This is a genomic window from Bacillus atrophaeus (assembly GCF_039519175.1).
GTDB classification, from domain to species: domain Bacteria; phylum Bacillota; class Bacilli; order Bacillales; family Bacillaceae; genus Bacillus; species Bacillus atrophaeus.
The window spans coordinates 631906-657442 of the sequence record NZ_CP154443.1; the positions used below are offsets into that span (position 1 = coordinate 631906).

General features: G+C 44.4%; 21 protein-coding genes. 5 read left to right on the forward strand and 16 right to left on the reverse strand.

Annotated features, from left to right (window positions below; translation table 11 throughout):
- Positions 1-2: 2 nt before the first annotated feature.
- Positions 3-1097 carry a DUF4097 family beta strand repeat-containing protein gene (locus AAHT65_RS03325; protein WP_003326759.1) on the reverse strand — a complete coding sequence of 365 codons (1095 nt, stop codon included), beginning with the start codon at positions 1095-1097 and terminating at the stop codon, positions 3-5.
- A gap of 23 nt (positions 1098-1120) precedes the next feature.
- Entirely contained in the window at positions 1121-1447 is a 327-nt protein-coding gene (locus AAHT65_RS03330; RefSeq protein ID WP_088118051.1) for a hypothetical protein, read from the reverse strand.
- A 217-nt stretch (positions 1448-1664) separates the two neighbouring features.
- Here AAHT65_RS03330 and AAHT65_RS03335 point away from each other — a divergent pair, with 217 nt between their 5' ends.
- On the forward strand, positions 1665-1916 hold the full coding sequence (locus tag AAHT65_RS03335; RefSeq protein WP_106360066.1) for a hypothetical protein: 252 nt from the start codon (positions 1665-1667) through the stop codon (positions 1914-1916).
- Between the two features lie 8 nt (positions 1917-1924).
- Here the strand turns inward: AAHT65_RS03335 and uvrA are convergent, their stop codons facing one another.
- The 3 genes from uvrA to AAHT65_RS03350 form a co-directional block, all read right to left on the reverse strand.
- Positions 1925-4798 carry an excinuclease ABC subunit UvrA gene (gene uvrA / locus AAHT65_RS03340; protein WP_094232850.1) on the reverse strand — a complete coding sequence of 958 codons (2874 nt, stop codon included), beginning with the start codon at positions 4796-4798 and terminating at the stop codon, positions 1925-1927.
- A 7-nt stretch (positions 4799-4805) separates the two neighbouring features.
- A complete protein-coding gene (gene uvrB, locus AAHT65_RS03345; RefSeq protein WP_010790057.1) occupies positions 4806-6791 on the reverse strand; it encodes an excinuclease ABC subunit UvrB in 1986 nt (661 codons plus the stop codon).
- A gap of 182 nt (positions 6792-6973) precedes the next feature.
- Positions 6974-7204 carry a DUF2198 family protein gene (locus AAHT65_RS03350; protein ID WP_003326754.1) on the reverse strand — a complete coding sequence of 77 codons (231 nt, stop codon included), beginning with the start codon at positions 7202-7204 and terminating at the stop codon, positions 6974-6976.
- A 385-nt stretch (positions 7205-7589) separates the two neighbouring features.
- Between AAHT65_RS03350 and AAHT65_RS03355 the strand changes: the two genes are divergently transcribed.
- The 4 genes from AAHT65_RS03355 (at position 7590) to AAHT65_RS03370 (ending at position 13574) form a co-directional block, all read left to right on the forward strand.
- A complete protein-coding gene (locus AAHT65_RS03355) occupies positions 7590-10094 on the forward strand; it encodes a PEP/pyruvate-binding domain-containing protein (protein WP_343310979.1) in 2505 nt (834 codons plus the stop codon).
- A gap of 77 nt (positions 10095-10171) precedes the next feature.
- Positions 10172-10741 (forward strand): TetR/AcrR family transcriptional regulator, encoded by a 570-nt coding sequence (locus AAHT65_RS03360; protein WP_061570790.1) that lies wholly within the window; start codon positions 10172-10174, stop codon positions 10739-10741.
- A gap of 32 nt (positions 10742-10773) precedes the next feature.
- Positions 10774-12108: an MFS transporter gene (locus tag AAHT65_RS03365; RefSeq protein ID WP_343310980.1), complete on the forward strand. Its 1335-nt coding sequence runs from the start codon at positions 10774-10776 to the stop codon at positions 12106-12108.
- Positions 12109-12290: 182 nt separating this feature from the next.
- Positions 12291-13574: a BslA/BslB family hydrophobin gene (locus tag AAHT65_RS03370; protein ID WP_343310981.1), complete on the forward strand. Its 1284-nt coding sequence runs from the start codon at positions 12291-12293 to the stop codon at positions 13572-13574.
- 45 nt (positions 13575-13619) lie between these two features.
- On the opposite strand, the gene AAHT65_RS03375 is transcribed toward AAHT65_RS03370, so the two are convergent.
- The 11 genes from AAHT65_RS03375 to AAHT65_RS03425 form a co-directional block, all read right to left on the reverse strand.
- Positions 13620-14819, reverse strand: coding sequence for a S1C family serine protease (locus AAHT65_RS03375; protein ID WP_088118060.1), 1200 nt, complete (start codon positions 14817-14819; stop codon positions 13620-13622).
- A gap of 76 nt (positions 14820-14895) precedes the next feature.
- Positions 14896-15249 carry a swarming motility protein SwrAA gene (swrA, locus tag AAHT65_RS03380; RefSeq protein ID WP_042870672.1) on the reverse strand — a complete coding sequence of 118 codons (354 nt, stop codon included), beginning with the start codon at positions 15247-15249 and terminating at the stop codon, positions 14896-14898.
- Between the two features lie 388 nt (positions 15250-15637).
- Positions 15638-17089: a S41 family peptidase gene (locus AAHT65_RS03385; RefSeq protein WP_343310982.1), complete on the reverse strand. Its 1452-nt coding sequence runs from the start codon at positions 17087-17089 to the stop codon at positions 15638-15640.
- A gap of 132 nt (positions 17090-17221) precedes the next feature.
- A complete protein-coding gene (gene ftsX, locus AAHT65_RS03390; protein WP_003326743.1) occupies positions 17222-18112 on the reverse strand; it encodes a permease-like cell division protein FtsX in 891 nt (296 codons plus the stop codon).
- Positions 18105-18791, reverse strand: coding sequence for a cell division ATP-binding protein FtsE (ftsE, locus tag AAHT65_RS03395; protein ID WP_003326742.1), 687 nt, complete (start codon positions 18789-18791; stop codon positions 18105-18107). Before ftsE ends, ftsX begins: the two co-directional genes overlap by 8 nt.
- 224 nt (positions 18792-19015) lie before the next feature.
- Positions 19016-19354, reverse strand: coding sequence for a cytochrome c551 (gene cccB, locus AAHT65_RS03400; protein WP_010790066.1), 339 nt, complete (start codon positions 19352-19354; stop codon positions 19016-19018).
- Between the two features lie 47 nt (positions 19355-19401).
- Positions 19402-20250 carry a YitT family protein gene (locus AAHT65_RS03405; protein ID WP_003326739.1) on the reverse strand — a complete coding sequence of 283 codons (849 nt, stop codon included), beginning with the start codon at positions 20248-20250 and terminating at the stop codon, positions 19402-19404.
- Positions 20251-20520: 270 nt separating this feature from the next.
- Positions 20521-21622, reverse strand: a protein-coding gene (gene prfB / locus AAHT65_RS03410) for a peptide chain release factor 2 (RefSeq protein ID WP_099050626.1) whose coding sequence is annotated in 2 segments (ribosomal slippage) — positions 20521-21549 and positions 21551-21622 — 1101 coding nt in all. Because the reading frame shifts where the segments join, the coding sequence is not laid out codon by codon here.
- Between the two features lie 78 nt (positions 21623-21700).
- On the reverse strand, positions 21701-24226 hold the full coding sequence (gene secA, locus AAHT65_RS03415; protein WP_088118063.1) for a preprotein translocase subunit SecA: 2526 nt from the start codon (positions 24224-24226) through the stop codon (positions 21701-21703).
- 172 nt (positions 24227-24398) lie between these two features.
- Complete coding sequence (gene hpf / locus AAHT65_RS03420; protein WP_003326736.1) at positions 24399-24965, reverse strand: ribosome hibernation-promoting factor, HPF/YfiA family; 567 nt, start codon at positions 24963-24965, stop codon at positions 24399-24401.
- A gap of 194 nt (positions 24966-25159) precedes the next feature.
- Entirely contained in the window at positions 25160-25537 is a 378-nt protein-coding gene (locus AAHT65_RS03425; RefSeq protein WP_343310983.1) for a hypothetical protein, read from the reverse strand.

Genomic DNA, 25537 nt, shown 5'->3' on the forward strand with positions numbered 1-25537 from the left:
TATCACCTCTGTGTATGCTTTAGTTTAATAGCGCCTGTTAATGATTCTGAGAATATGGCGATGTTTTGATCATGTCCTTGATTTGAAGTAAACATCATTTCCTTTTGGATCGTTTCGTTTTTTTCTTTCAGCATCTCAACATCCAGCAGCTCGTGGGACAGTGAGCCGAGATTGCTTTTAAGCTCAGCCTTTACTGCAACGTCGCTTGGAATCGCAAGCTCCACATTGCCGGTCGTTGTTTTTGTATAAATCGAACGGCAATCAGGTTCTGTCACAGTGACCGCGATATTTCCGTTAAAACTTTGAACATCAACCGACTCGCTTCTTCCCCGTAAGTCGATCAATCCGTTAATGGTTTCAGCTTCTATTGTGCCGCAGCTGTGATTCGCCAGTTTAATTTGCCCGTTCGCCGTTTCAGCAGACGCTTTTTCAGCAGTTAAATGGGAAAAGGACAGTACACCGTTTGTCGTTTTGGCTGAGAACTCTTTTACATGTAAATGTTCCCCTCTTATCGGCCCGTTAAACAGTTTCACCCGAATCTTATCATACTGCTTTTGCGGAATGTATAAGGTCACATTCGTTTTCATCGTTTTCTTTTCTGTCCGGATGAAAAACTTGCTTCCTTTCGCTTCACATTCAATGTGCTGGAGAAATGCGTCTCTTGCCGCTTCCTGGCTATCGGCGCGAAACACCTTCGCATGGCACTCAGCTCGGACATCACTGTCGTCCCACGGCACGATATTGACGCTGCCGTTTGCGATTTGAAGCTCCAAGCTGGAAAAATCGGTTTCTTTAAATTGAAAAATATGCTGCACATCAAACGCATGCCCGAAATTCAAATCCAAGTCAACCTCTTTGACCTTTTTCACAGCAGAATCAATCCAGTCGAACAGCTTGGCGCCGATGGATGGCTTTTGTCCTTCTTTATTTGCGGCAAATGACTCATCCGCTTCATGAACATCCGTTGATAACGAAGTGATTTTGTTTTCTTTTTCTTTATATTCGCTGTCCAGCTTTTCTATAAGGGTGAGTGCTTCCTGGGCCGTCAGTTTTCCTTCTTCCACGAGCTTCAATATTCGTTCTTTTTCTTGTTTCATATTGATCTCCTCCCCTAATTTTCTTATGCCTGGCGTAAAACCTTAATACCTTGGATGACATTCCAAATGATAATGCCGATCACAATTAAGAAATAAACAATCGCACCGCCGATCAAAAGAAATACCGGCATCATACTTTCTTCACCGGCGACAATCGCTCCGCCGATAAAAGCAGCAATGAGAAAGATCCATCCGAAAAAAGGGATAATATGAGAAACCAGAGAACGGACGGCGTGCCGCTTCGTCTCTTTCTCATCAACGACGAAATAAGCGACAATCGGCACAATAAGAGGTGCGATAAACACACTGAAATAACAAAGGGATGCTATCAATGCTTGATTACGATTCAATTCATTCACACTCCTATAATAATTGGCTGTCCGGGACCATTGGTCAGGGACCTTATCCTTAGTTATACGTATGAAAGATGTTTAGGTTTCATTTTCATTCTATGGGCATGCTTCCATTTACGCAAATTTGTTTTTACAAGTTCTGAATGTAGATTCTTTCACCTGTACCCTTTACAATATGTAAAAAAGCTGATCGTAATCAAGGAGGGTGAAAATAATGCAAAAGAAACCTGGTGATTATACAGTAACACAAGATTCACTTATAAAACTGATGCATGAACAAAAAAGAATGAACCGTGAAATGATCGCTGAGCTTGAACAAATTAACGCGCCTCTGCCCATCTCTCATGATATTCAATATATAAAAGTGCTTCTGGACAGCAGCAGCACACATATCCTTCATGATTTAATGGACTTGAGCCGGCAGCTTAAAGACGAAGACCGCCACCTGCATAAAAAAACCCTCTAAAAAGAGGGTTAAGGTGTAACGGTTTCTTTTGCTTTAATGAGCGCCTTCATCCGTTTTCTGTCACGCTCCACAACCGGTTTCAAATAATGGCCGGTATACGATTCTATTACTTCCATTACATCTTCGGGCGTTCCCGACGCTACGATCGTTCCGCCTCCCGCTCCGCCTTCCGGACCGAGATCCACAATGTAATCAGCCGTTTTGATAATATCAAGATTATGCTCGATCACAAGTACCGTATCCCCGTTGTCCACGAGACGCTGAAGCACAATCAAAAGCCGTGCGATATCATCGACATGCAGACCTGTTGTCGGCTCATCTAAAATGTACAGCGTGCGGCCGGTTGATCTCTTGTGCAGCTCGGATGCCAGCTTCACACGCTGCGCTTCTCCGCCGGATAAGGTAGTCGCGGGCTGGCCGAGTGTAATATAACCCAGTCCCACATCGAAAAGCGTCTGAAGCTTGCGTTTGATTTTCGGGATATTTTCAAAGAAAGAAAGAGCATATTCAACCGTCATATCCAGCACATCGGAAATGCTTTTCCCTTTGTAGGTGACCTCAAGTGTTTCCCGATTGTAGCGTTTTCCATGGCATACCTCGCACGGGACATACACATCCGGAAGGAAATGCATCTCAATCTTAATAATTCCGTCGCCGCGGCAGGCTTCACAGCGTCCGCCTTTTACATTAAAACTGAAACGCCCTTTTTTATAGCCGCGGACTTTCGCTTCATTCGTCTGCGCAAACACGTCGCGGATATCGTCAAACACACCGGTGTATGTTGCCGGGTTTGATCTCGGTGTCCGCCCGATCGGCGCCTGGTCAATATCAATGACCTTATCAAGATGGTCTAATCCCTTTATTTCTTTATGGCTTCCCGGCTTCGCTTTCGCTTTATGAAGCTTTTGCGCCAAAGCCTTGTGCAGAATTTCATTTACGAGTGTACTTTTTCCTGAACCGGAAACCCCCGTAACCGCTGTGAATGTTCCAAGCGGGAATTTCGCATTCGCTTTTTTCAGGTTGTTTTCCGATGCACCTTTAATTTCAATGAAGCGGCCGTCCGGTTTTCTTCTTTCAGGCGGCAGCGGGATAAATTTCTCCCCCGATAAATAACTTCCGGTTAATGAGTCTTTATCAGCCATAACCTCTTTCGGCGTGCCTGCCGAAATCACTTGCCCGCCATGAACGCCGGCGCCGGGGCCGATATCAATCAAATAATCGGCAGCCATCATCGTATCCTCATCGTGCTCAACGACAATCAGCGTGTTTCCGAGATCTCTCATATTTTTCAACGCGCTGATCAATCGGTCATTATCTCGCTGATGAAGGCCGATTGACGGCTCGTCCAAAATATAAAGCACTCCCGACAAACGCGAGCCAATTTGCGTCGCGAGCCTGATTCGCTGTGCTTCTCCTCCGGACAGCGTTCCCGCAGCACGGCTCAGCGTGAGATAATCCAGTCCGACTTTATCAAGAAAACTGAGCCGTTCGACGATTTCACGCAGAATCAAGTCCGCAATCTGCATATCTTTTTCCGAAAGGCTAAGACCTTTGAAAAATTGCAGCGCGTCTGCTATAGACAGCTCGGTAATCTTTCCGATATGCCGGCCGTCTACTAAAACGGCAAGCGCTTCTTTCTTTAAACGATAGCCTTTGCACGTCGGGCAAGGTTTTTGTGACATGTATTGCTCCATCTGTTCACGGATATAGTCTGAGCTCGTCTCTTTATAACGCCGCTCAATATTGCGCAATACACCTTCAAATTCAATATGATTTTCACGAACCTGGCCGAAGTCATTTTCGTATTTGAAATAAATCTGTTCATTGCCGCTTCCGTACAACACTTTATCCAGCAGGTGATCGGGCAATTCCTTCACCGGCACTTCCATATCAATCCCGTAGTGGCTGCATACCGCCTGAAGCAGCTGAGGATAATATTGTGAGCTGATCGGCGTCCATGGCGCGATCGCATTTTCCTTCAATGACAGGTCTTTATTCGGAATGACAAGGTCCGAATCGACCTCAAGCTTCATTCCCAGCCCGTCACAAGTAGGGCAAGCGCCAAACGGACTGTTAAACGAAAACAAGCGCGGCTCAAGCTCGCCGATTGAAAAACCGCAATGCGGGCAGGCGTGGTGCTCGCTGAACATCAGCTCTTCCTGGCCCATTACGTCTATCATGACACGGCCTTCGCCTAAACGAAGCGCTGTCTCTAATGAATCTGACAGCCGCGGGGCGACGCCTTCTTTCACTACAATCCGGTCAATGACAACTTCAATGGAGTGCTTTTTATTTTTTTCAAGCTCTATCTCTTCAGAAAGCTCGGCCATTTCGCCGTCAATCCGAACTCTGACATACCCTTGTTTTCGAATTTGCTCAAGCACTTTGACATGGGCGCCTTTTCTGCCGGACACAATCGGCGCAAGCACCTGAAGCTTCGTCCGCTCCGGATACTCCAAAATCCGGTCGACCATCTGCTCAATCGTCTGTGATGTAATTTCAATTCCATGCTCTGGGCAGTGCGGTTTTCCCACCCTTGCGTACAGCAGGCGCAGATAATCATAAATTTCTGTCACCGTCCCGACAGTTGATCTCGGGTTGCGGCTCGTGGTTTTTTGATCAATGCTGATAGCCGGGGATAAACCCTCAATCGCGTCGACATCCGGCTTATCCATCTGGCCTAAAAATTGGCGGGCATAGGCAGAAAGCGACTCCACATAGCGCCGCTGCCCCTCTGCATATATGGTGTCAAAAGCAAGGGAGGATTTACCGGAACCCGACAGTCCAGTCACCACTACGAGCTGATCTCTCGGAATGGTCACATCTATGTTTTTCAGGTTATGCGCCCTTGCTCCCTTCACCTCTATCCGGTCCATAGCCATTCTTTCATCATCCTTCCGCTTTTAGCTCTAAAAGTAAATCGCGAAGCTCCGCAGCTCTTTCAAAGTCAAGCGCCTTGGCTGCTTCCTTCATTTCAAGTTCCATTTGTTCAACGACTTTCTGGCGTTCTTTTTTCGTCATTTTCGCCAGTTTCGGCGCTGCTTTTGTTTTATATTCTTCTTTATCTTCAGCAGCCACTGTCGCGCGGATAACGTCGCGTATTTCTTTATTAATCGTTTGCGGCGTAATGCCGTGCTCCTCATTAAAACGCTCCTGCTGCTCACGGCGGCGTTTCGTTTCGTTTATAGCAATTTCCATTGATTTTGTCATTTTATCGGCATACATGATGACGCGGCCTTCCGCGTTTCTCGCCGCCCGCCCAATGGTCTGGATCAGTGAGCGTTCTGACCGGAGGAAACCTTCCTTATCCGCATCCAAAATAGCGACAAGGGATACCTCAGGAATATCAAGCCCTTCTCTCAGCAGGTTGATTCCGATAAGGACATCATGCTTGCCGAGCCGGAGATCCCGTATGATTTCAATCCGTTCCAGCGTCTTAATCTCGGAATGAAGATAATTGACCTTAATGCCGATCTCTTTCAGATAATCTGTCAGATCCTCAGACATTTTTTTCGTCAACGTGGTGATGAGCACTCTTTCATTCCGTTCGGTCCTGGCTTGAATTTCACCGATCAAATCATCAATCTGTCCTTCTATCGGACGCACCTCAATAATCGGATCAAGAAGCCCGGTCGGCCGGATAATCTGCTCGATCATTTCCGGTGTATGCTCTATTTCATAAGGGCCCGGCGTTGCTGAGACATAAACAATATTGTGCATATGCTTTTCAAATTCTTCGAAACGGAGCGGACGGTTGTCAAGCGCTGAAGGCAGACGGAATCCGTGATCCACCAGCACTTGCTTTCTCGCTTGGTCTCCGTTAAACATTCCGCGGACCTGGGGAATTGTTACGTGCGACTCATCTACAACGATCATAAAATCATCAGGGAAGTAGTCGAGAAGCGTATATGGCGTGGAACCTGCCGGACGAAGCGTCAAGTGCCTTGAATAGTTCTCGATGCCTGAGCAGAATCCCATTTCCCGCATCATTTCAAGATCATACCTTGTCCGCTGCTCCAATCGCTGCGCTTCAAGGAGTTTGCCGTTCTCATGCATGACTTTCAGCTGCTCCTCAAGCTCTTTCTCAATATTAAGAATGGCTTTTTCCATTTTTTCGGCTCGTGTGACGAAGTGGGAAGCCGGGAAAATAGCGACATGGTCGCGGTCGCCGAGGATCTCCCCGGTCAGCGCATCCACTTCTCTGATCCGTTCAATCTCATCTCCGAAAAATTCAACCCGTATACAATGCTCGTCGCGTGACGCCGGGAAAATTTCCACGACATCTCCGCGCACCCGGAACGTTCCCCGTTGGAAATCAATATCATTGCGGGCATATTGGATGTCAACAAGCTTTCTGAGCAGCTGGTTGCGTTCAATCTCCATTTCCGTCCTGAGCGAAAGCACCATTTCACGGTATTCTTCCGGTGAACCGAGACCGTATATACAAGAAACACTCGCAATGATAATGACGTCTCTGCGTTCAAAAAGAGACGATGTTGCGGAGTGTCTGAGCTTATCAATTTCATCATTAATGCTTGCGTCTTTTTCTATAAATGTATCCGTTTGAGGCACGTAAGCCTCCGGCTGATAGTAATCATAATAGCTGACAAAATACTCGACAGCGTTGTTCGGAAAAAACTCTTTGAACTCGCTGTAAAGCTGGCCTGCAAGCGTTTTGTTATGGGCAATTACAAGTGTCGGTTTGTTGACTTCTTTAATCAGGTTGGACACCGTAAATGTTTTACCCGTACCCGTCGCACCCAGAAGAGTCTGGTGTTTCTTTCCTTCTTGAATTCCTTTGACAAGCTTTTCTATAGCTTTCGGCTGATCTCCCTGGGGCTGGTATTTCGAGACTAACTCAAAGCGATCTTTCACAAATAAGCCTCCGTTTCTTTACGAAATCTTCCTATTGATATAGTAACACAATGAAGAGCAAAATCGCTAAAAATACGAACTAAAGTTCGATGGCTATTTATTTCCATCTTGATTTTCCGTATAAAAAACCTGCTTTCTTCAGGCAAAAGCAGGAATTCATCTCTTTATATATGATGGCCGTGTTATTCTTCCTTTTTTTCTGCGGCTTTTTTCGCCATGTATAACCCGCCGGCAACAAGTGACACCACATCTAACCCCACGATCAGATACGTTTCCGTATAGCCTTTTAAATAGGAGGCAAATAGCAGCGCGGCTGTAAGAGCAATTGCCACGTAATGATTAAATGTGACTCTCGTAAAAAGAACAACAAGCATAAAAGGAAAAACTAATGCAAAAACGGCTTTTGTTATCACAAAAACCCTCCTCCGATTCTTCATCTCATCTGATTATAGTAAAAAAAGAAGAATCGGACAATGATGCAATCGTTCCCTCTTTATACACCATACCCGTTTTTAGCATGCTTCAATCATCTTTTTGCAATGATTCTTCTAAACCTTCACATCAGCATAAGTGAGTCAAATAGCCCATCTTCACCTAAAACTATTATCACTCTAACCAACTTAATTATTAACTTTATTTAGGACTTATTGTGTTTGACAGCATTTTCCTTACCCTCTACAATTGGATGATAGTGCTCACTATCATTTTTGAAGACAGGCTCCAGAGTGCTTTTACTTTTTCAGGATATAAAAAAAGAAAAACATCCTGTATATCGACGGAAAGAGGGGGTTATGAAACATGTATTCAGTACTGTTTAACAAAGCTGAAGAATCCAGTCAATTGGCTGGCGCAAAGGGCATGAACCTGATTAAGATGACCAAAAACGGACTTCCCGTTCCAGACGGTTTCATCATTCAAACCAATGCCTTGGCGCGTTTTATGGAGGATAACCAGCTTCATGAAACAAAAGAAGACATTGAAAACAACATCATTAACGGCATATTCTCAGATGAACTGAAGAATGAGCTTACGGCTTCCTTTTATGAACTCAGGGAATCCTACGCGTCTGTTGCCGTCCGGTCCTCTTCCGCTTCAGAGGATTTAGAAGGCGCTTCTTTCGCAGGCCAGTATGAAACATACTTAAATGTCAAAACAGAAGATGAATTTCTCGGAAAAGTAAAGGAATGCTGGGCTTCTTTTTTCTCTGCCAGAGTCGGCCGCTATAAAGAAAAAATGAAAAATAATCATGGTAAACCGTTAATGGGCGTCGTGGTTCAAGGACTGATCGAATCTGAAGTATCAGGTGTCATTTTCAGCCGCAATCCGGTCACACACGATGACGGCGAATTATTAATCAGCGCAAGCTACGGTCTTGGTGAAGCGATTGTTTCCGGCAGCGTGACACCCGACACATTCATCGTGAATAAAGATTCATTCGCCATTCAAAAAGAGATGGGCTTAAAGGAATTGTATATGGTTTCTCAATCTGAAGGCATTGCTGAAAGAGAAACAAACGAAGAAATGCGGAATCGCTATTGCCTTAATGACGAGCACATACGGGAACTTGCTGCCTTAACGAAAAAGACCGAGGCATTGTATGGATTTCCGGTTGATCTGGAATTTGGAATCGCCGAAAACACATTATATCTTCTTCAAGCCCGCCCGATTACAACCATTGACCAAGATAAAGAAGCTGCTGAGGAAGAGCGTGATTTCATGATCACCAAGGAGGATATGAACGATTTCTGGCTGAACATGGAGTCAAACATTGAAGGACCGATCAGCCCGTTATTCTCTTCTCTTATTATTCCTGCAATGGAGCACGGGCTGAAAAAACGTTCCGAGCAATTTCCGATCGGGGTAACGATTGAAGAAGTGAAACAGTACCGGGGCCATATTTATTCGAAACAAAAAGGCGGAGACCCGACCGAAGCCGCAAAGGCTGCCGAAGCGGCTGAAGAATTGTTTCCTCATTTGGCTGAGCGGATGTACGACATTCTCAACAAAACCTTTCTGCCTTTTTATGAAACATTAGATGAACTGTCAGCAGCTTCACACACACCGGAAAGCGCGCTGAACGCCTTTAAGAAACTAAAGGCATTTTATATGGAAGCCTATGATGAACACTTCAATATCGTCTTCCCGCAATTACTCCTGAATACGAAGTTGGAAACCATGTATCAGCAAGTTCAGGGAGACACGGAGAATTCCCATTTTCATGAGATGCTGACAGGAAAAATGAACAAATCCTTGGAAACAGACCGGCATCTGTGGCTGCTTTCTAATGAAGTCAAAAAGAACGCAGCGCTGAAACAGGTATTTGAAACTCATCAAGCGGAAGAACTGCAAGAGACGCTGGCGCAAACAAGTGACGGAAAGCTTTTCTTGGATAAGGTAAATGAATTTTTGCAGGAGTATGGCTGGAGATCAGTGAAAAGCCATGATCTTATTGAACAGATCTGGGCTGAAAACCCTTATTACGCCCTGTCCCACATCCAAAATTATGTTCGCAATGGCTATCACTTTGACAATGAGTTTAACAAAACAATTGAAAAAAGAAAGCAGCTGTACAATGAATTTTTGCAGCAGATAGAAGATGAAGCCTTCCGAAAGGAATATGACCGTTATTATCAATGGATGCTGAATTCATCTGTCATCCGTGATGACCATCATTTTTATATTGATGCGATGCTTGATGCAAAGGCAAGAATCTTTCTGCTGAGAATCGGTGAAATACTCACAGACAGCGGTGTTATTGATGACAAAGAGGACCTGTGGTATTTATACGATGACGAAATCGAAAACGCCCTTTTACACCCTGTTCCGCTTCAGGCTAAAGCAGCAAAACGGAGAGAGGTATTTAAAGAGTATGAATTGGTTCACGCCCCTTCTTATCTCGGATCACCGACGGCAGAACAGCTGAAGGCTGCAGAAGACATCGTCGGCTCGGTTACCGAAGATGAAAAGAACACAGAGGATCATATTTACGGCGTTGCTGCTTCAAGCGGCATTGTAAGCGGTCCGGTTAAAGTGATCCGGGATGCCAATGAGTTTTCCCGCTTCTCACCGGGGGATGTGCTTGTTTGCAAAATGACCACACCGTTGTGGACCAGTCTGTTTCAAGATGCCAAAGCCGTCATAACAGACACAGGCGGAATTTTGTCTCATGCGGCGATTATTGCGAGAGAGTACGGATTACCTGCTGTTCTCGGCACGCGCGCAGCCACTGACAGGCTGCGGGACGGAGATGTTGTCACAGTGGACGGCACCAGCGGCAAGATCACCATCGTCAGCCACGCTTAAATGCCGGCTGCCTCTTTATTATACCGGCAGGACAGGTGTATACTTGTCCTGCCAGTATATTCGTGAGGTGAAACATATTGAGACCGACAAACCGCAGAATCCTTGATGCCGCGATGCAGCTGATTGTCAAAAATGGCTATCGCGCAACCACAACAAAAGAAATTGCAGAGAAGGCAAATGTGAGTGAAGCCACGATCTTCCGCAATTTCAAAAACAAGCAAGGATTAATGAAAGCACTCATTTCCCAGCATTCTCAAAGCATGAGCAGCATTATTGGAAAAACGACAGGTGACCCGCATAATGATTTGCTTCATATCGGAACTTGTTTGCTGGCAGAGCTTGAACGAAAAAAGGATATTTTTCATATCAGCTTTAGAGAACCGGCTATGTTTGAAGAAGTCATCAACCATGTAACACAATATCCCCAAGCCATGAAACATCTGCTTATGGACTACTTTAAGGAATTAGGGGAAAAAGGAATCATTCACAAAGGAAATGAAGAGGCGAATGCAGATGTTTTTATGTCTATCATTTTCGGCTATTTTATACACCGTCTCCAGTTAGGGCAAAGAGTGATTACACTGCCTCAGGATAAAATGATTAAACATAGCACCAATATTTTTATCGAAGGAATTTTAGCCCGTTAAACCTCTGGCAGACAAAGTAAAGGAGGATACCAATGGGTTCAAGGAAAGAATGGGCGCTGATCGTTTCTCTTTTGCTGGGAGCCATACTCGTTCCCATTAACTCAACGATGATTGCAGTTGCGCTTTCATCTATATCAAATACGTATGATGAATCACTCGCCAGCATCACGTGGGTGGTGACTGTCTATCTGATTGTCATGGCAGTTACCCAGCCGATTGCAGGAAAGCTCGGCGATATGTACGGAAACAAAACGATGTATTTATGGGGAGTCGGCCTTTTTCTCATCGCTTCCTTGGGATGCGCCCTCTCACCAAGCCTGTTATTATTAAATGTATTTCGTGCATTACAGGCTGTCGGCGGCGCGCTTCTGACGCCGAACAGCATTGCGATTATCCGGCACGTGGTCTCGGAAAAGCGTCTGCCGAAAGTATTTGGATTTTTCGGGCTCGGCGCGGGACTCGGTGCTGCTCTCGGCCCGTTTATCGGTTCGATCTTGATCGACAGCTTTAGCTGGCATTCAATCTTTTGGGTTAATATCCCGTTTCTGGCCATTGCATTATTTACGGCAATGACCATGTTTCCAAAATACAAAGAAAAAAAATCAGATGCGCCGCTGGACATTATTGGCTCTGCCTTGCTTGCCGTAAGCATTATCTCTATTATTCTGCTCACAAAGAACGCTGAATCATGGGGATATCTGATTTACGGTCTGCTGATTCTCTTGTTCGTCCCGCTTTTTTTCAGATGGGAGCTCCGAACGAAGCACCCGGTCATTGATTTGTCCTTATTTAAAAACTCAACATTCACCAATGCGAATCTATCAGTAATGTTAAGTAATTTGATGATGTATGCCGTATTGCTGATCATGCCTTTATTTATGACGAACCAGTTTGGGCTTGAAACTTCCAAAAGCGGTATGGCGCTGTCCGTGTTTTCTATTTTCATGTCGGCAAGCAACTGGGTCGGCGCTCAGCTGCATAATAAATGGGGCGCTCGAAAGGTCATCTTTCTCTCCTTTGCCATGATGGCGGGAGCCAATATTTTATTCTTATTGCTGAGTCAGTCCCATTCCATTGTATTTTTAATGGTTTCACTTATTTTAGGAGGACTCGCTTCAGGCGTCGGTTTAACAAGCATGCAGGTTTCTTCTCTATCAACAGTAGATGCTGGCATGTCCGGAACAGCCTCGGGTATCTTTTCAACCTTTCGATATTTCGGAAGCATTACTTCTTCCGCTCTTATCGGCCTGATTTCCGGATTTCATATCCTATTTATCATCTTAATCGGCGTTTCAGTCATCGGTATTTTTGTTTCTCTCGGAATTAAGCCTGCTGAAACATCCAGCGTTCAAAAAAATTCAGCGTAATCGTACGGGTTCTGAGATCATCTCAGACCCTTTTTTATTTTCTTTGTATAGTTTTTCTGCTTAATCTTTTCTATCAGAGTTGCTTTTCGATTTCCGTCTGCATAAGGTACTGTATCTGACTCGCATTCTGCCAAACTCTATTCCCAAGCTTTCAAATACGTAAAGAGAAAAGGGGAATTGATATGGTTCAGCCTCAAGAACAATTTCGGCCGCTCGCGCCTTCTTTAACAATCACTGCCGTCCAAAATGATGCGGAAGGGACAACTACCGATCTTATCCTCACGTATTCGCCTAATTCAGTGCTGTCTTTAGGCGGTGTCGTATTCAGACTACCTGAAGGGTTTACTGCGACAACAAATGATACAATCAATAATTCCGCTCTATCAGCTTCGCAAATTTCTGAAGGCGGCAGAAAAGTCACACTGCCTCTCACCCTAGATCTTCTCGGAATTGCACAGTTTATGCTGACACTTAAAAATAAAACCCTGCCGACTGAAGGGATCTATTCCTTTTCAGCAGAAAATACGGTTTTAATCATCGGCTCATTGCTTCCGGCAACGACTGAATTATATATTGAACCGGCAACCTTCGCATACGTGACCAACTTTTTAAGCAATCATATCTCCGCTATAAACCGAACCTCTAATACAGTTTCAGAATATATTCCGGCCGGCGCGGCTCCGCTTGGTATTGCCATTACCCCCAACGGAAACCTCATTTATATTTGCAACTCGGGAGAAAACAGCGTTTCCGTGATCAGAACGGTAAACAATAGCGAACTGACAAAAATACAAGTGGGTGCTGTACCGTATAGCATTGTGATCACCCCTAACGGAAACTTTGCCTATGTGGCAAACCAGCAAAGCAGCAATGTATATGTGATCAACACTCAGACTAACGCCGTCATTAAGATCATTCCCGTCGGGCTTTTGCCATCAAGCCTTGACGTATCACCTGACGGACAGTCCGTTTATGTCGTCAACACGAACAGCAACAACATCTCTGTGATCGATACGGCGACAAATACAGTAACAGCAACGATTTTAATAACAAGCAGCTCCCCGGCGGATGTCGCTTTTTCTCCTGACGGCAGCACTGCCTATGTGACAAATTTGAACAGCAACAACATCTCTATCATAGATACAAGCACAAAAACCATTTTGCAGAATGTTGGCACGGGCCAAAATCCCCTTGGGCTGACAGTTACTCCGGACGGTGAGAAAGTTTATATCTTGAATTCAAGCGGCAGTGATGTGTCTGTTTTCAATACAGCAACAAACACAATCACGGCGGCCATACCGGTGGGTTTATACCCATACAGCGCCGCATGTACGCCCGACGGCTCAAGAATCTACGTAACAAACCTGCTGAGCAACCTCATTTCCGTGATTGATACCGCCTCTGATACAGTGGTGAACACTATCACATCAGAAATTTATCCCGCAGGCATTGCCTTGCGGATCTAAAAAAACAGTCCGGCGTCAATGTTTTTCACATGACACCGGACTGTTTTATCCTTGCAAAGCAGTTATATTTTCTTCTTCTTCTTGGTTATCCTTTACGAAAAGAATTCCCAATTCGTGGTGCTCTCCTTCATAAGTCGCACGCTGATCGAAACGAATCTCCCCATTTAACCCGATGACTTCCAGCTTTACGAACGCCCTATTATTTTGGAGGGCTTCATAAAAATCAGACACGTGCTTGACGGGTGTACCATTCACCTTCGTAATAATCTCGCCGATTTTCAGCTCCAGATCCTCCGCAGGCGTATTCGGGATAATTCCGAGCACCATTAAGCCCTGATCCCGTTTGGAAAAATAAAAAGGGGCCGCATTGTCATTCACCCGCTGCTTCAGCGACAAGAATATCCGGCCGAACACCGCGGTCAGTACGGCCGCTCCCGCAAATGGCATCCACCAGATACTTGCCGCGCCAAAAGCCGTGATCACCAGACCCAGTATGGCGATCCGTTTCGCAGTAGTCTTAATGCTGATTGCCGGAAGTGATCCCTGTACCCTTTGTCCAAATCCTATGATATAAGGAATCCAGATAAAGTGGAAAGATCCTCCAGGAACTGAAAACACAGGCCACCAGGACAAATGTGATTCTAATCCGTTACCCGGTACCAGGATAAACAGCGGCAGCAGCCAAGCACGATTTGAAATCTGCTGTCCGATCGGCAGGCCCCGGCTGCTTACAACCAGAGCCGGCGATGTCTTCACATGCGCCGAACGATAAGCAGCCGCACCTTCCGTAATGACCAATAGCCCCAGCAAAACGGCTATAGCCGGCCAATTGATTTCGAAGCCTTGCGGAAACCGATTCAAAAAAGGCTCTGCCTGAAAATAGCTGAGGCCAAAGCCAATGATCATACTCACACCGACAATATAAGCAGCAGACAGCCAGTTTGCGCGTAAGACCAGCGCTGCGGCAGCCGTTACAACGGCAATGATCCCAAGCATGCCGAGCGGAACCGATATCCCGAGCCCAAACAGGATCACTGAAAGAATAATGCCGGGGATGAGCCCTTTTGTATATGTAAATTTCAGCTCATCGTAAATATCGGCAATTCTCGTATGAAATGTTTTTCGCTCCCGTTTAATCCTTGCATATCCGCAAGCAAGGCTTATGATCATGAAAAACCAGAAAAGCGGGTGTAAAAAAAACAGCCCCGCGCTTTTTAACAGTTCAATTGCCCATTCAACAGACACTTTCGTTCACCGCCTCAAGCCAAGCATTTTAATATTATTCTACCAAATTATAAATGGCTTGGATATCTTAAAAGGTTTATCTCTCCTGATTCATCCAGAGCGTCACATTAGACAGTGAGAAATCCTTTAAATAATGGTTTACCTCGACGTCCAACACACCGCCGATGAGGAGCATTGATCGTTTTATGTCTGTCAGATTGATTCCCAACCGTTTATGATTTTTCATTAAATAATTAAAATAATGCTCGGCGCATTCCTCATTAATATCGTTCACTGATTCTACATTTGTGTAATTGACTAAATATCTGCTAAAGAGCATTAGAAGACTTAGTGCTTTTGTAGCTGAAAATGTTACGTCTTGTGTTCGGTCTTTTAATTGTTCCACTAATTCATAGTATTTTTTTTCACGCACAATACTTGCCCTTTTCAATTGTGAACCCCCATTTTCTTCATACAGTTAAGCACGGACCAGTACAAACAGCGGCACTGGCGGTGCTACAAGCATTCTCGCTAACGTTATTCTTTTCAATACGATTAGTGCAGCTGTCCAAAACATGAAATAACTGTTCTTTTTAGAACCTTCTTCTATTGTAGGAATTAAACCATTAATAGACAACTTGCAAAAGTTTCATTTTAAATACATATTTTCTCGTTAGAAAGTCTCTCTCATATATTGATATCGGGCATTTGTTGTCCTTTATAAATGTTTATATGTGAAAAATTTTTAAATATCCTGTCAAAAACGCGAAAAATATGTGACTTTTTAATCATTTTCTTTTAAGTCCATAGGAATAGGAGACGGCATCTGCCGTCTCCCTTTATTTTACAAATAATGATTTTAGCGCCGTTTGCAGCTGCAAATCATTTTTTTCATCAGTTTTTTTCACGTCAATCAGCTGGTTCATTTTCTCCGCCGTTCTCTGATCAATCACTCCGGTTTTATTCAGCTTGTTTTGATCTTGAAAAGCAAGAACAGCCTTTTTCATTCCTTCACTGAAATAACCATCGTCCCTGCCCGGATCAAAGCTGAGGCCTTTTAACAGCACTTGCGCATGCTTCACGTCTTCATTGTTCATATCCAATTTGAGTGGCTGCTTTAGCTGCAGCGGGCCTGCCTCGAAGTAATCAGGCTGTTTGATAGCAATGGTCGGCTTGATTCCCTTTTTATGAATCCAGTTTCCGTTCGGTGTCAGCCATTTATAAAGCGTCAGCTTAATATTGCTGCCATCCCCCATCGGTACTGCCTGCTGAACGGTTCCTTTCCCAAATGACGTATCACCGACTACATCATAGTGCGCTGCTTCTTTTAACGCGCCGGCCAAGATTTCAGAAGCGGAAGCACTCCCTTTATCAGTAATCACATTCACGGGATATGGTTTTGTTTGCTTTAAAGTTGAGAAGTAACGTTTCTTATCGCCGTTCCGTTCCGCAATTTGAATGTAGGGCTGATCTTTAGTTACAAATTGTTTGAGAATCTCTTCAACGCTCTGTAAGTATCCGCCCGGATTACCGCGGACATCGAGGACAAGCCCTTCGATTCCTTTTTTCTCAAGCTTCTTCAGCGCCTCTGAAAAGTCCTCGGCTGTATGCTCAGAAAATGTAGAAATTGCGATATACCCAACCGAATGGCCCTGCGTTTTTTTGACGGAAGAAAAAACCGTTTCAAGCGGAATCTCTTCTCTCTTAATGTTGAAAGACAATTGCTTCTTCGTTCCCGGGCGCTGAATCTTAATAGAGACGCTGGAACCTTTCTTGCCTCTTATTTTCAGCACTGCGTCATTTAAATCCTTGCCCGACATCGCTTCCCCGTCAATGCTGATAATTTCATCATTCGGTTTCAGCCCAGCCTTTTCAGCAGGTGATTGTTTAAATGGAGAAACGATAATGATTTTGTTTTCGTCCATCCCTACTTCTGCGCCGATTCCTTCAAATGAGGAATCAAGCGAATCGGAAAACTGCTTAGCAGTCTGCTTGTCCATATAAACGGAATAAGGGTCATTTAACGTAGACAGCATGCCTTGTATGGCACCTTCCAGCAATTTTTGCCTATCAACCTTCTCTACGTATTCATTCGAAATTAAATCATACGCCTTTTCAATTTTATCCATTGCCTCGGTTCTATCAGAATCGGAGCGGTCTGACTGGGCTGCCGCTGTTACCGCTTGTGCTTGAGGCTTTTCTGCGTGAGGCATGTTCATTCCTGCGACAACGCCGGCTCCGCCAAACAGCAGACTCCCCGCTGCTATAAAAGCGATCATTTTTTGATTCATCCTTTACCTCCTCCTGTTGTGCCAGACTGTCTTTATGAAAACCTAGAGATAGTATATGTAAAGGATGGACATTTCATGTAAATCAGAGAAAAACAAAAAAGCCAGTCCGCAATTGGACTGACTTTACTATATTTATACTCGCAAGAATTTGCGGATAGAGGTCAAACTTCCCCATACTCCGATGACTGCGCCAATCAAGATCAGCACAATCGACACTTGAAACACAAACGGATTATACGGCAGAAGGGAAACAAACGAACCTTGAACCTTCGGAGCTACCCAGCTGATTAAGGATTGATACGTACTCAACACAAGGGCGATCGGAATCACCGAGCCGAATACGCCGAGCAGCAGTCCTTCAAGGAAAAACGGCCAGCGGATAAACCAGTTTGTGGCGCCTACAAGCTTCATGATTTCAATTTCTTTTCTTCTGGCGAAAATCGTAATTTTAATCGTATTGGAAATTAAGAACATAGCCGTAAACAGCAGACCGATAATAAGAGCGATCCCGATGTTTCGTGAGACGCCGACCACTTTAAACAAACGGCTGACTTCTTCTTTACCGTACGTCACCTTGTACACGTGGTCCAGTTTTTCTATTTTCTTTGCCACGTTAGGTGTATCATGCGGATCTGAAGTTTTCACGACAAACGCGTCATTCAGTGGGTTTTCCTGGTCCTGCATCGTTAAGGACTGTCCGCTGTCTCCAAAACTGTCGACCAAGCTATCAAGTTCTTTTTCCTTAGAAGAAAAACTGACGCTTTGAATACCTGAAATATCGTTGATTTGATCCTCCAGCGTGCCTTGCGCTTTCTTATCTGCTGTCAAATCTATCAACACTTTGATTTCCACTTCTTTTTCGGCGTTAGACGCCATATTGTTCAGATTAAGCATAATCACTAAAAACACGCCGACTAAAATCAGCGTTACGGTTACCGCACTGATAGACGCAAATGTCATCCACGTGTTTCTGCCGAGAGATTTAAAACTCTCACGCAAATGCCGCCCGAGAATTTTAATCATAAGAACCATACTCCCCTCTTGACTCATCACGCACAATGACACCGTCTTCGATTGCAATGACCCGTTTCTTCATGGTGTTCACGATTTCTTTATTATGTGTCGCCATTACGACAGTTGTTCCGCGGTTATTGACCTCTTCCAGCGTCTTCATGACTTCCCAAGACGTATCAGGGTCCAAGTTCCCCGTTGGTTCATCGGCAATGACAACGTCAGGATTGTTGACGATAGACCTTGCGATGGAAACACGCTGCTGCTCCCCGCCTGAGAGCTGATCCGGAAATTGTCTCGCTTTATGTTTCAGCTGCACAAGATCAAGCACCTCAAGCACCCGCTTTTTGATCACAGACGGCTGTTCGCCGATGACTTCCAAAGCAAACGCAACGTTCTCAAATACCGTCAGCTTCGGCAAAAGCTTAAAGTCCTGAAAGACTACGCCTATTTTTCGCCGCACGAAAGGAATCTCTTTTTCCTTTACAGAGGCGAGATCTTTATTGTTAATTAATATTTGGCCCTTTGTCGGCTTTTCTTCTCTGTATATCATTTTGATAAAAGTAGATTTGCCTGCTCCGCTCGGCCCTACTACATAAACAAATTCACCGGGGTGAATGGCGATTGTTATCCCGTTGATCGCTTTTACGCCGTTACGATACGCCTTATATACCTCTTTCATTTCTATCATGTAATCACCTAATCTTTTATGTCTTTTTATGCCATACGGTCATACACTTCGAATTATTTGACAGCTTTATGACCCGTTCATATGTAATAAGATGAAAAATCTGAAAGTTTCCTTTTTCAACACACTTCATTATACGTCAAATTTAGACATAATACTATTACAGTTTCTTTTCATCTGCCAAATAAAAAATCTTTGCCTCAAGATTCGGCAAAGATTTTTAGCCACTACTTTTTCTCTGACAGCCATTTGGCGATGGAAGCGGCTTCGGCATCATCAACTAGTCCGCCCGGCATATTGCCTCTTCCTTTTTCAATAATGCTTTGAATTTTGTCTTCATCGTATTTTCCGCCGACCTCTTGGAGATTAGGTCCTGAAACGCCTTCTAAATCCTTGCCGTGGCAGCCTATGCAGCTTTGCTGATAAAGCTCTTCCCCTTCAGAGGCAGAGGCTTCCGTGCTGCTGCCGGTATCTGACTTCTCTTCCTTTGAATCATTAGATCCGCAGGCAGCCAATAGAACTGACATGGTAAACACAATCATTAGTATCGCTAATTTTGATTTCATTTGTAAAAAGCAACTCCTTTACGAACTCAACCATATTATAACCCCGTTCACGCTCGTTTGAAACCCTCTCCAAGCACCTCGCTTGCATCTGTAACAATCACGAAAGCAGACTCATCAATTTGTTTGACGACTTGTTTCAGTTTTGTGAATTCGGTTTGGCCGGCTACACACATTAAAATCGGACGTTCATCATCTGTATAACCGCCGACCGCAGAAATTTTGGTGACCCCTCTGTCAATTTTCTTAAAAACCGCTTCTCTGACAGCTTCCTCATCCTTCGTAATGATCAGCGCCATTTTCGAACGGTTGAAGCCTACCTGCACCACATCAATCGTTTTACTTGATACATACACGCCAAGCATCGCAAATAGACCCTGTTCGATGTTAAACACAAGCATAGCGGCAACAACGATTAAACCGTCAATCGTCGCGAGGCATGTGCCCAAAGACAAGCCTGTATACTTATGGATGATTTGTGCGGCAAGAGCCGTGCCTCCTGTTGAGCCTTTTCCAAGATAAACAATGCCGATTCCCGTCCCGATTCCGACGCCTCCAAAAATAGCCGCCAACAATTCATTATTGGTGGCAGGCTGCAGATCCCTTGTTAAAAACACCACAAGCGGCAAAAAGATAGAACCCGCCAAAGTCTTCAGACCAAACTTTCCTCCAAGGATCACTACACCAGCGATAAATAAAGGAATGTTAAAAATCCACTGCACATAGGCAGCCTCAAAACCAAATGGCTGTAAAATCGTACTGATCCCGCTTACTCCGCCTGCCGCAATCCGGTTCGGAAGCAAGAATACGTTAAAACACACACCCGTAATAGCTGCCCCTATAAGAATATAGATATAATCACGAAAAATCTGTAATCCCTTGTTTGGCATTCCATTCATATAAATCCTCCGTTCTTTCAATTGCTTCGATAGCATTTTAATCCTTCCCGTGAAAGAAGTAAATAACACCCGAATACCGTATTAATATGCTAAAGCAGCAGCGGATCAAATGAAAAGAAGCAGGATTCTTCTAAATGCTGTCGTCCCACAATCAAAAAGCCTCCGGCTAATTTTTGAATTGGTTATATTTTCCTATTTTCATTTTCGGTGCAGCAGGCTGGTCTATTTATTCATCAAAAAAACACACCCGACTAACAGGTGTGTTTTTTCCTAAGAAAGCTTGGAGCGTAAATACGCATCTATAAATACGTCAATGTCTCCGTCCATGACCGCTTGAACGTTACCCATCTCTGTATTCGTACGATGGTCTTTTACAAGCGAATACGGATGGAAGACGTAAGAACGGATTTGGCTTCCCCAGCCGATTTCTTTTTGTTCACCGCGAATTTCGTCAAGTTCCGCCTGCTGTTCTTCAATTCTTCGCTGATAGAGCTTAGACTTTAGCATTTTCATTGCTCTGTCACGGTTTTTGATTTGTGAACGCTCAGTTTGACATGTGACAACCACATTCGTCGGCAAGTGAGTAATCCGAACGGCGGAATCCGTCGTATTGACGTGCTGGCCTCCGGCTCCGCTTGCACGATACGTATCGACTTTAATATCTTCCGTGCGGATATCAATATCAATTTCTTCGTTGAATTCCGGCATCACGTCACACGAAACAAAGGATGTGTGGCGGCGGCCGGATGAATCAAACGGAGAAATACGCACAAGACGGTGCACGCCTTTTTCCGCTTTTATATATCCATAAGCATTGTGCCCTTTAATCAGCAGCGTGACTGACTTAATTCCGGCTTCATCACCAGGGAGATAATCAAGGGTTTCAACTTTAAAACCTCTTCGCTCAGCCCATCTTGTGTACATTCGCAGAAGCATAGAACCCCAATCCTGGGACTCTGTACCGCCGGCACCCGGATGAAGTTCCAAGATGGCGTTATTTTTGTCGTACGGTTCGCTGAGAAGAAGCTGAAGTTCAAACTCATTGAATTCCTTGGCCAAAGTCTTTAATTCCTTCACCAGCTCAAGCTGAAGCTCTTCATCTGGCTCTTCCTTCAGAAGATCGTGAGTCATTTGAAGCTCTTCATGCGATTCACTCAATTTTTTATAAGAATTGACATAATCCTTCAATCCGTTTGCTTCATTAATAACCGTCTGAGCTTTTTGTTGGTCGTTCCAAAATTCCGGATCAGCCATTTGCTCATCTAGCTCAGCGATTCGAGTTTCCTTTGTTTCGAGGTCAAAGAGACCCCCTAAAGTCAGCTAAACGAGAAGCCATATTTTCAAGTTCTGCCCTGATTTCAGATAATTCCATTTCATTCACCTCATTAAAAGATCCGAGGGCGCCGGATGTGCCTCCGGCGCGCCCCGGTCATTACGCTCACGCGCGAACCTATTCAGTCCGTCCGCAGCAATTTTTATATTTTTTCCCGCTTCCGCAATGGCATGGCGCATTCCGGCCGATATCCACTACTTTACGAACAGGCGCTTTTTTTGCCTGTTTGGATTCGTCGCCGTCTTGCGGCTGGTGAGCCGTTGTTTGGCCTTGTACAACCTCTTCACGTTCAAGGTTGCTTTCAATTTCAGCTTTCATCACAAACTTCGCGACTTCATCTTCGATAGACGCGATCATATGCTCAAACATCGTAAAGCCTTCCATTTGATACTCACGAAGCGGGTTAGTCTGCGCATATGCCCGCAAATGAATACCTTGGCGAAGCTGATCCATAGCGTCAATATGATCCATCCATTTTGAATCAACCGCGCGAAGCACGATTACTTTTTCAAATTCACGCATTTGCTCAGCGCCGAAATTCTCTTCTTTTTCATTATATTTTGTCAGAATCCGATCCATAATCAGCTCATGCATCTCATCTGGCTCTTTTCCGAAAATGTCGCTCTTCTCAAGCGCGCCCTCATCAAGATAAGTGGTGTTCACCAGTTCAACAAGCCCGTCCAGCTTCCATTCCTCCGGAAGCTCTTCTTTTGGTGTGTAAGCGGCGATAGCCCGTTCAAGAGACGATTTAATCATATTCTCGACGATGTCGCGCAAGTTTTCTGAGTCAATCACTTCGAAGCGCTGCTTATAAATAACTTCACGCTGCTGGCGAAGAACATCATCGTATTGCAGGAGCTGTTTACGTGAATCAAAGTTATTTCCTTCGACACGTTTTTGTGATGATTCCACTGCGCGCGACACCATTTTGCTCTGAATCGGAGTGGAGTCGTCCATTCCGAATCGGTCAAGCATCGCCATCGTGCGTTCGGCACCGAACCTGCGCATTAATTCATCTTCCATAGAAAGATAAAATTGTGTAATACCAGGATCTCCCTGACGGCCTGAACGTCCTCGCAGCTGGTTATCAATCCGGCGCGATTCATGGCGTTCCGTACCGACGACAGCAAGTCCGCCAAGTTCCTTCACACCTTCGCCAAGTTTAATATCCGTACCGCGCCCCGCCATATTGGTGGCAATAGTGACAGCGCCTTTTTGTCCGGCTTCTTCAATAATTTGAGCTTCCCGTTCATGGTTTTTCGCGTTTAAGACTTGATGCGGAATGCCTTTGTTTTTCAAAAGCTTCGAAATTAATTCAGATGTTTCAACAGCAACAGTTCCGACCAGAACGGGCTGTCCGGTCATATAACGCTGGGCAACATCTTCTGCAACGGCCTTAAACTTTCCTTCCATTGAACGGTAAATTAAATCAGGACGGTCATCACGAACAACCGGCTGGTTTGTCGGAATCGTCACAACCTGCATATTGTATATGTTGCGGAATTCCTCTTCCTCTGTTTTTGCAGTACCGGTCATACCGGCAAGCTTTGCATACATCCGGAAGTAATTTTGGAATGTGATCGTAGCTAAGGTCATGCTTTCATTTTGGATCTCAAGCCCTTCCTTCGCTTCGATGGCCTGGTGAAGACCTTCACTATAACGGCGGCCTTTCATGAGACGGCCCGTAAAGGAATCGACGATCACAACCTGTCCGTCCTCTACCACATAGTCAACGTCCTTCTGCATGGCGGCATGCGCTTTTAAGGCTTGGTTGATATGATGGTTAAGCGCGACGTTTTTGACATCAAACAAGTTGTCAATGCCAAATGCTTTCTCGGCTTTGGTCATTCCTTCTTCAGTCAGCTGTACGCCTTTTGTTTTCACATCGTAGGTGTAATCCTTCTCAGCCTTCAGCGTACGGACAAAAGCATTAGCCTGCACATACAGCTTGGTTGATTTTGCAGCTTGTCCGGAAATAATAAGCGGTGTTCTGGCTTCATCGACAAGAATGGAATCGACCTCGTCAATTACGGCAAAGTGAAGCGGCCGCTGCACCATCTGTTCTTTGTAAAGCACCATGTTATCTCTTAAATAATCGAAACCGAGTTCATTATTTGTAGAGTACGTGATGTCAGCCGCATATGCTTCACGTTTTTCTTCTTTCGTCATGGAATTTAAATTCAAGCCGACGGACAAACCGAGAAATTCATAAATTTTTCCCATCTGCTCAGCGTCACGGCTTGCCAAGTATTCATTGACCGTCACGATGTGTACGCCTTTTCCTGATAACGCGTTTAAATAAACAGGCAGCGTGGAAGTTAATGTTTTCCCTTCCCCTGTTTTCATTTCCGCAATATTCCCGTCATGAAGAGCGACGCCCCCCATAAGCTGAACCTTAAACGGGAACATACCGGTTACGCGGCGGGAAGCTTCCCGTACGACCGCGAACGCTTCAACCAGAAGATCGTCCGGCGTCTCTCCTTTTTCAAGGCGCTCCTTAAATTCAATGGTTTTATGTTTCAATGCATCATCAGAAAGATTTTCATAATTTCCTCTGATCGCATCAATTTCATTCGCTTTTTTTTCGTATCTATTCAGCGTACGTTTTGTCGGATCAAACACTTTATTTAAAATTCCAAGCATCTATAACGCTCCTCTATCTTCACATGTCTTTTTCAGTGCATGTTTTAAATGATTTACTGGTCCATGTATACCTCTCATTATCATATCATACCTTCTGTTATTTCCAAAGAATTTGCAATTAATAATGAAGAAAAAAACCCTCCGCGAAAATCACGGAAGGCTGGTCTGCTTATTATTCGTTTGGTTCAATCAAGCCATATTTCCCATCATTTCTCCGGTATACTACGTTTGTCAGATTTGTTTCTGCATTCGTGAAAACAAAGAAACTATGGCCGAGCATGTTCATTTGTAAAATGGCTTCCTCACTGTCCATCGGTTTTAAATTAAACCGTTTTTGACGGACAATTTCCGGGCTGTCCTCGTCTATTTCATCCTGAACCGCAACGTCTGTTTCAGACGCGCTGCCGTTCGTGAATAAATGTTTTGGTGATCCTTGCTCGCGGAATTTGCGATTCACCTTTGTTTTATGCTTTCTTATTTGACGTTCCAGCTTGTTCGTTGCGAGATCAATTGCATTGTACATATCCTCGTTATGCACCTCAGACCGAAGCGCCAGATCAGTCATTGGAATGGTAACCTCAACCTTAGATTCTTTATCATTATAGAACTTCAAGTTGACGTTTACATCGGCATTCACGCTGTGTTCAAAATAACGCTCCAGCTTGCCGATCTTCTTCTCAACATGATCCTTTAACGCGGGTGTAACCTCAATATTTTCTCCTCTGATGTTATAGTTCATCAAAGAACGCCTCCCTTTTATATAAGGATATGTATCTATTTCTCTTTTACCCTTTACAATTCCTGCTGAAACGTAAATCTTGTGTGAAGATTCAGTGAACTTTGTCGAATTATAGGCGATTTGCCCGAATAGCAGCTGATCTGAGGTATATGTATATGCGGTTTAAAAGAGAAAAAGAACTGTCCTCATATCATCTAATTCATAATAAAGGGCTCCATGCATTGATGGATGGTAAGCATCCATTTTCTATAATGTATAAGAAAATGTTCTTTTAAATAAGTACAAAATTCCCGAGATGGGAAGGTGAAAGAAACCAAGTGATCAAAATCAGCGAAAACCTCGTCAAAAGCTCGAATGCATATTTCGGCGCACTTCGTCTTCAATATGCGGAGAAGAAGAGAATGCGTTGAGTCCAAATAGAAAAAAGCTTGGATCAGATCATGATAAATCCGATCCCCTTCTGTTTTCGCCAAATTTTGGTCAGCCTCAATCAAATAACAAAGTCCCTCATCAATTGTAAAAAGAAGATGGTAATAGGCTGATAAAAGCGTATAATCTTCAATTCTGTTCAA

Coding starts and splice junctions, on each gene's coding strand:
- AAHT65_RS03325 (WP_003326759.1), bottom strand. CDS start 1,097: ATGAAACAAGAAAAAGAACGAATATTGAAGCTCGTGGAAGAAGGAAAA.
- AAHT65_RS03335 (WP_106360066.1), top strand. CDS start 1,665: ATGCAAAAGAAACCTGGTGATTATACAGTAACACAAGATTCACTTATA.
- uvrA (WP_094232850.1), bottom strand. CDS start 4,798: ATGGCTATGGACCGGATAGAGGTGAAGGGAGCAAGGGCGCATAACCTG.
- AAHT65_RS03355 (WP_343310979.1), top strand. CDS start 7,590: ATGTATTCAGTACTGTTTAACAAAGCTGAAGAATCCAGTCAATTGGCT.
- AAHT65_RS03365 (WP_343310980.1), top strand. CDS start 10,774: ATGGGTTCAAGGAAAGAATGGGCGCTGATCGTTTCTCTTTTGCTGGGA.
- AAHT65_RS03370 (WP_343310981.1), top strand. CDS start 12,291: ATGGTTCAGCCTCAAGAACAATTTCGGCCGCTCGCGCCTTCTTTAACA.
- AAHT65_RS03385 (WP_343310982.1), bottom strand. CDS start 17,089: ATGAATCAAAAAATGATCGCTTTTATAGCAGCGGGGAGTCTGCTGTTT.
- ftsX (WP_003326743.1), bottom strand. CDS start 18,112: ATGATTAAAATTCTCGGGCGGCATTTGCGTGAGAGTTTTAAATCTCTC.
- ftsE (WP_003326742.1), bottom strand. CDS start 18,791: ATGATAGAAATGAAAGAGGTATATAAGGCGTATCGTAACGGCGTAAAA.
- cccB (WP_010790066.1), bottom strand. CDS start 19,354: ATGAAATCAAAATTAGCGATACTAATGATTGTGTTTACCATGTCAGTT.
- AAHT65_RS03405 (WP_003326739.1), bottom strand. CDS start 20,250: ATGAATGGAATGCCAAACAAGGGATTACAGATTTTTCGTGATTATATC.
- secA (WP_088118063.1), bottom strand. CDS start 24,226: ATGCTTGGAATTTTAAATAAAGTGTTTGATCCGACAAAACGTACGCTG.
- hpf (WP_003326736.1), bottom strand. CDS start 24,965: ATGAACTATAACATCAGAGGAGAAAATATTGAGGTTACACCCGCGTTA.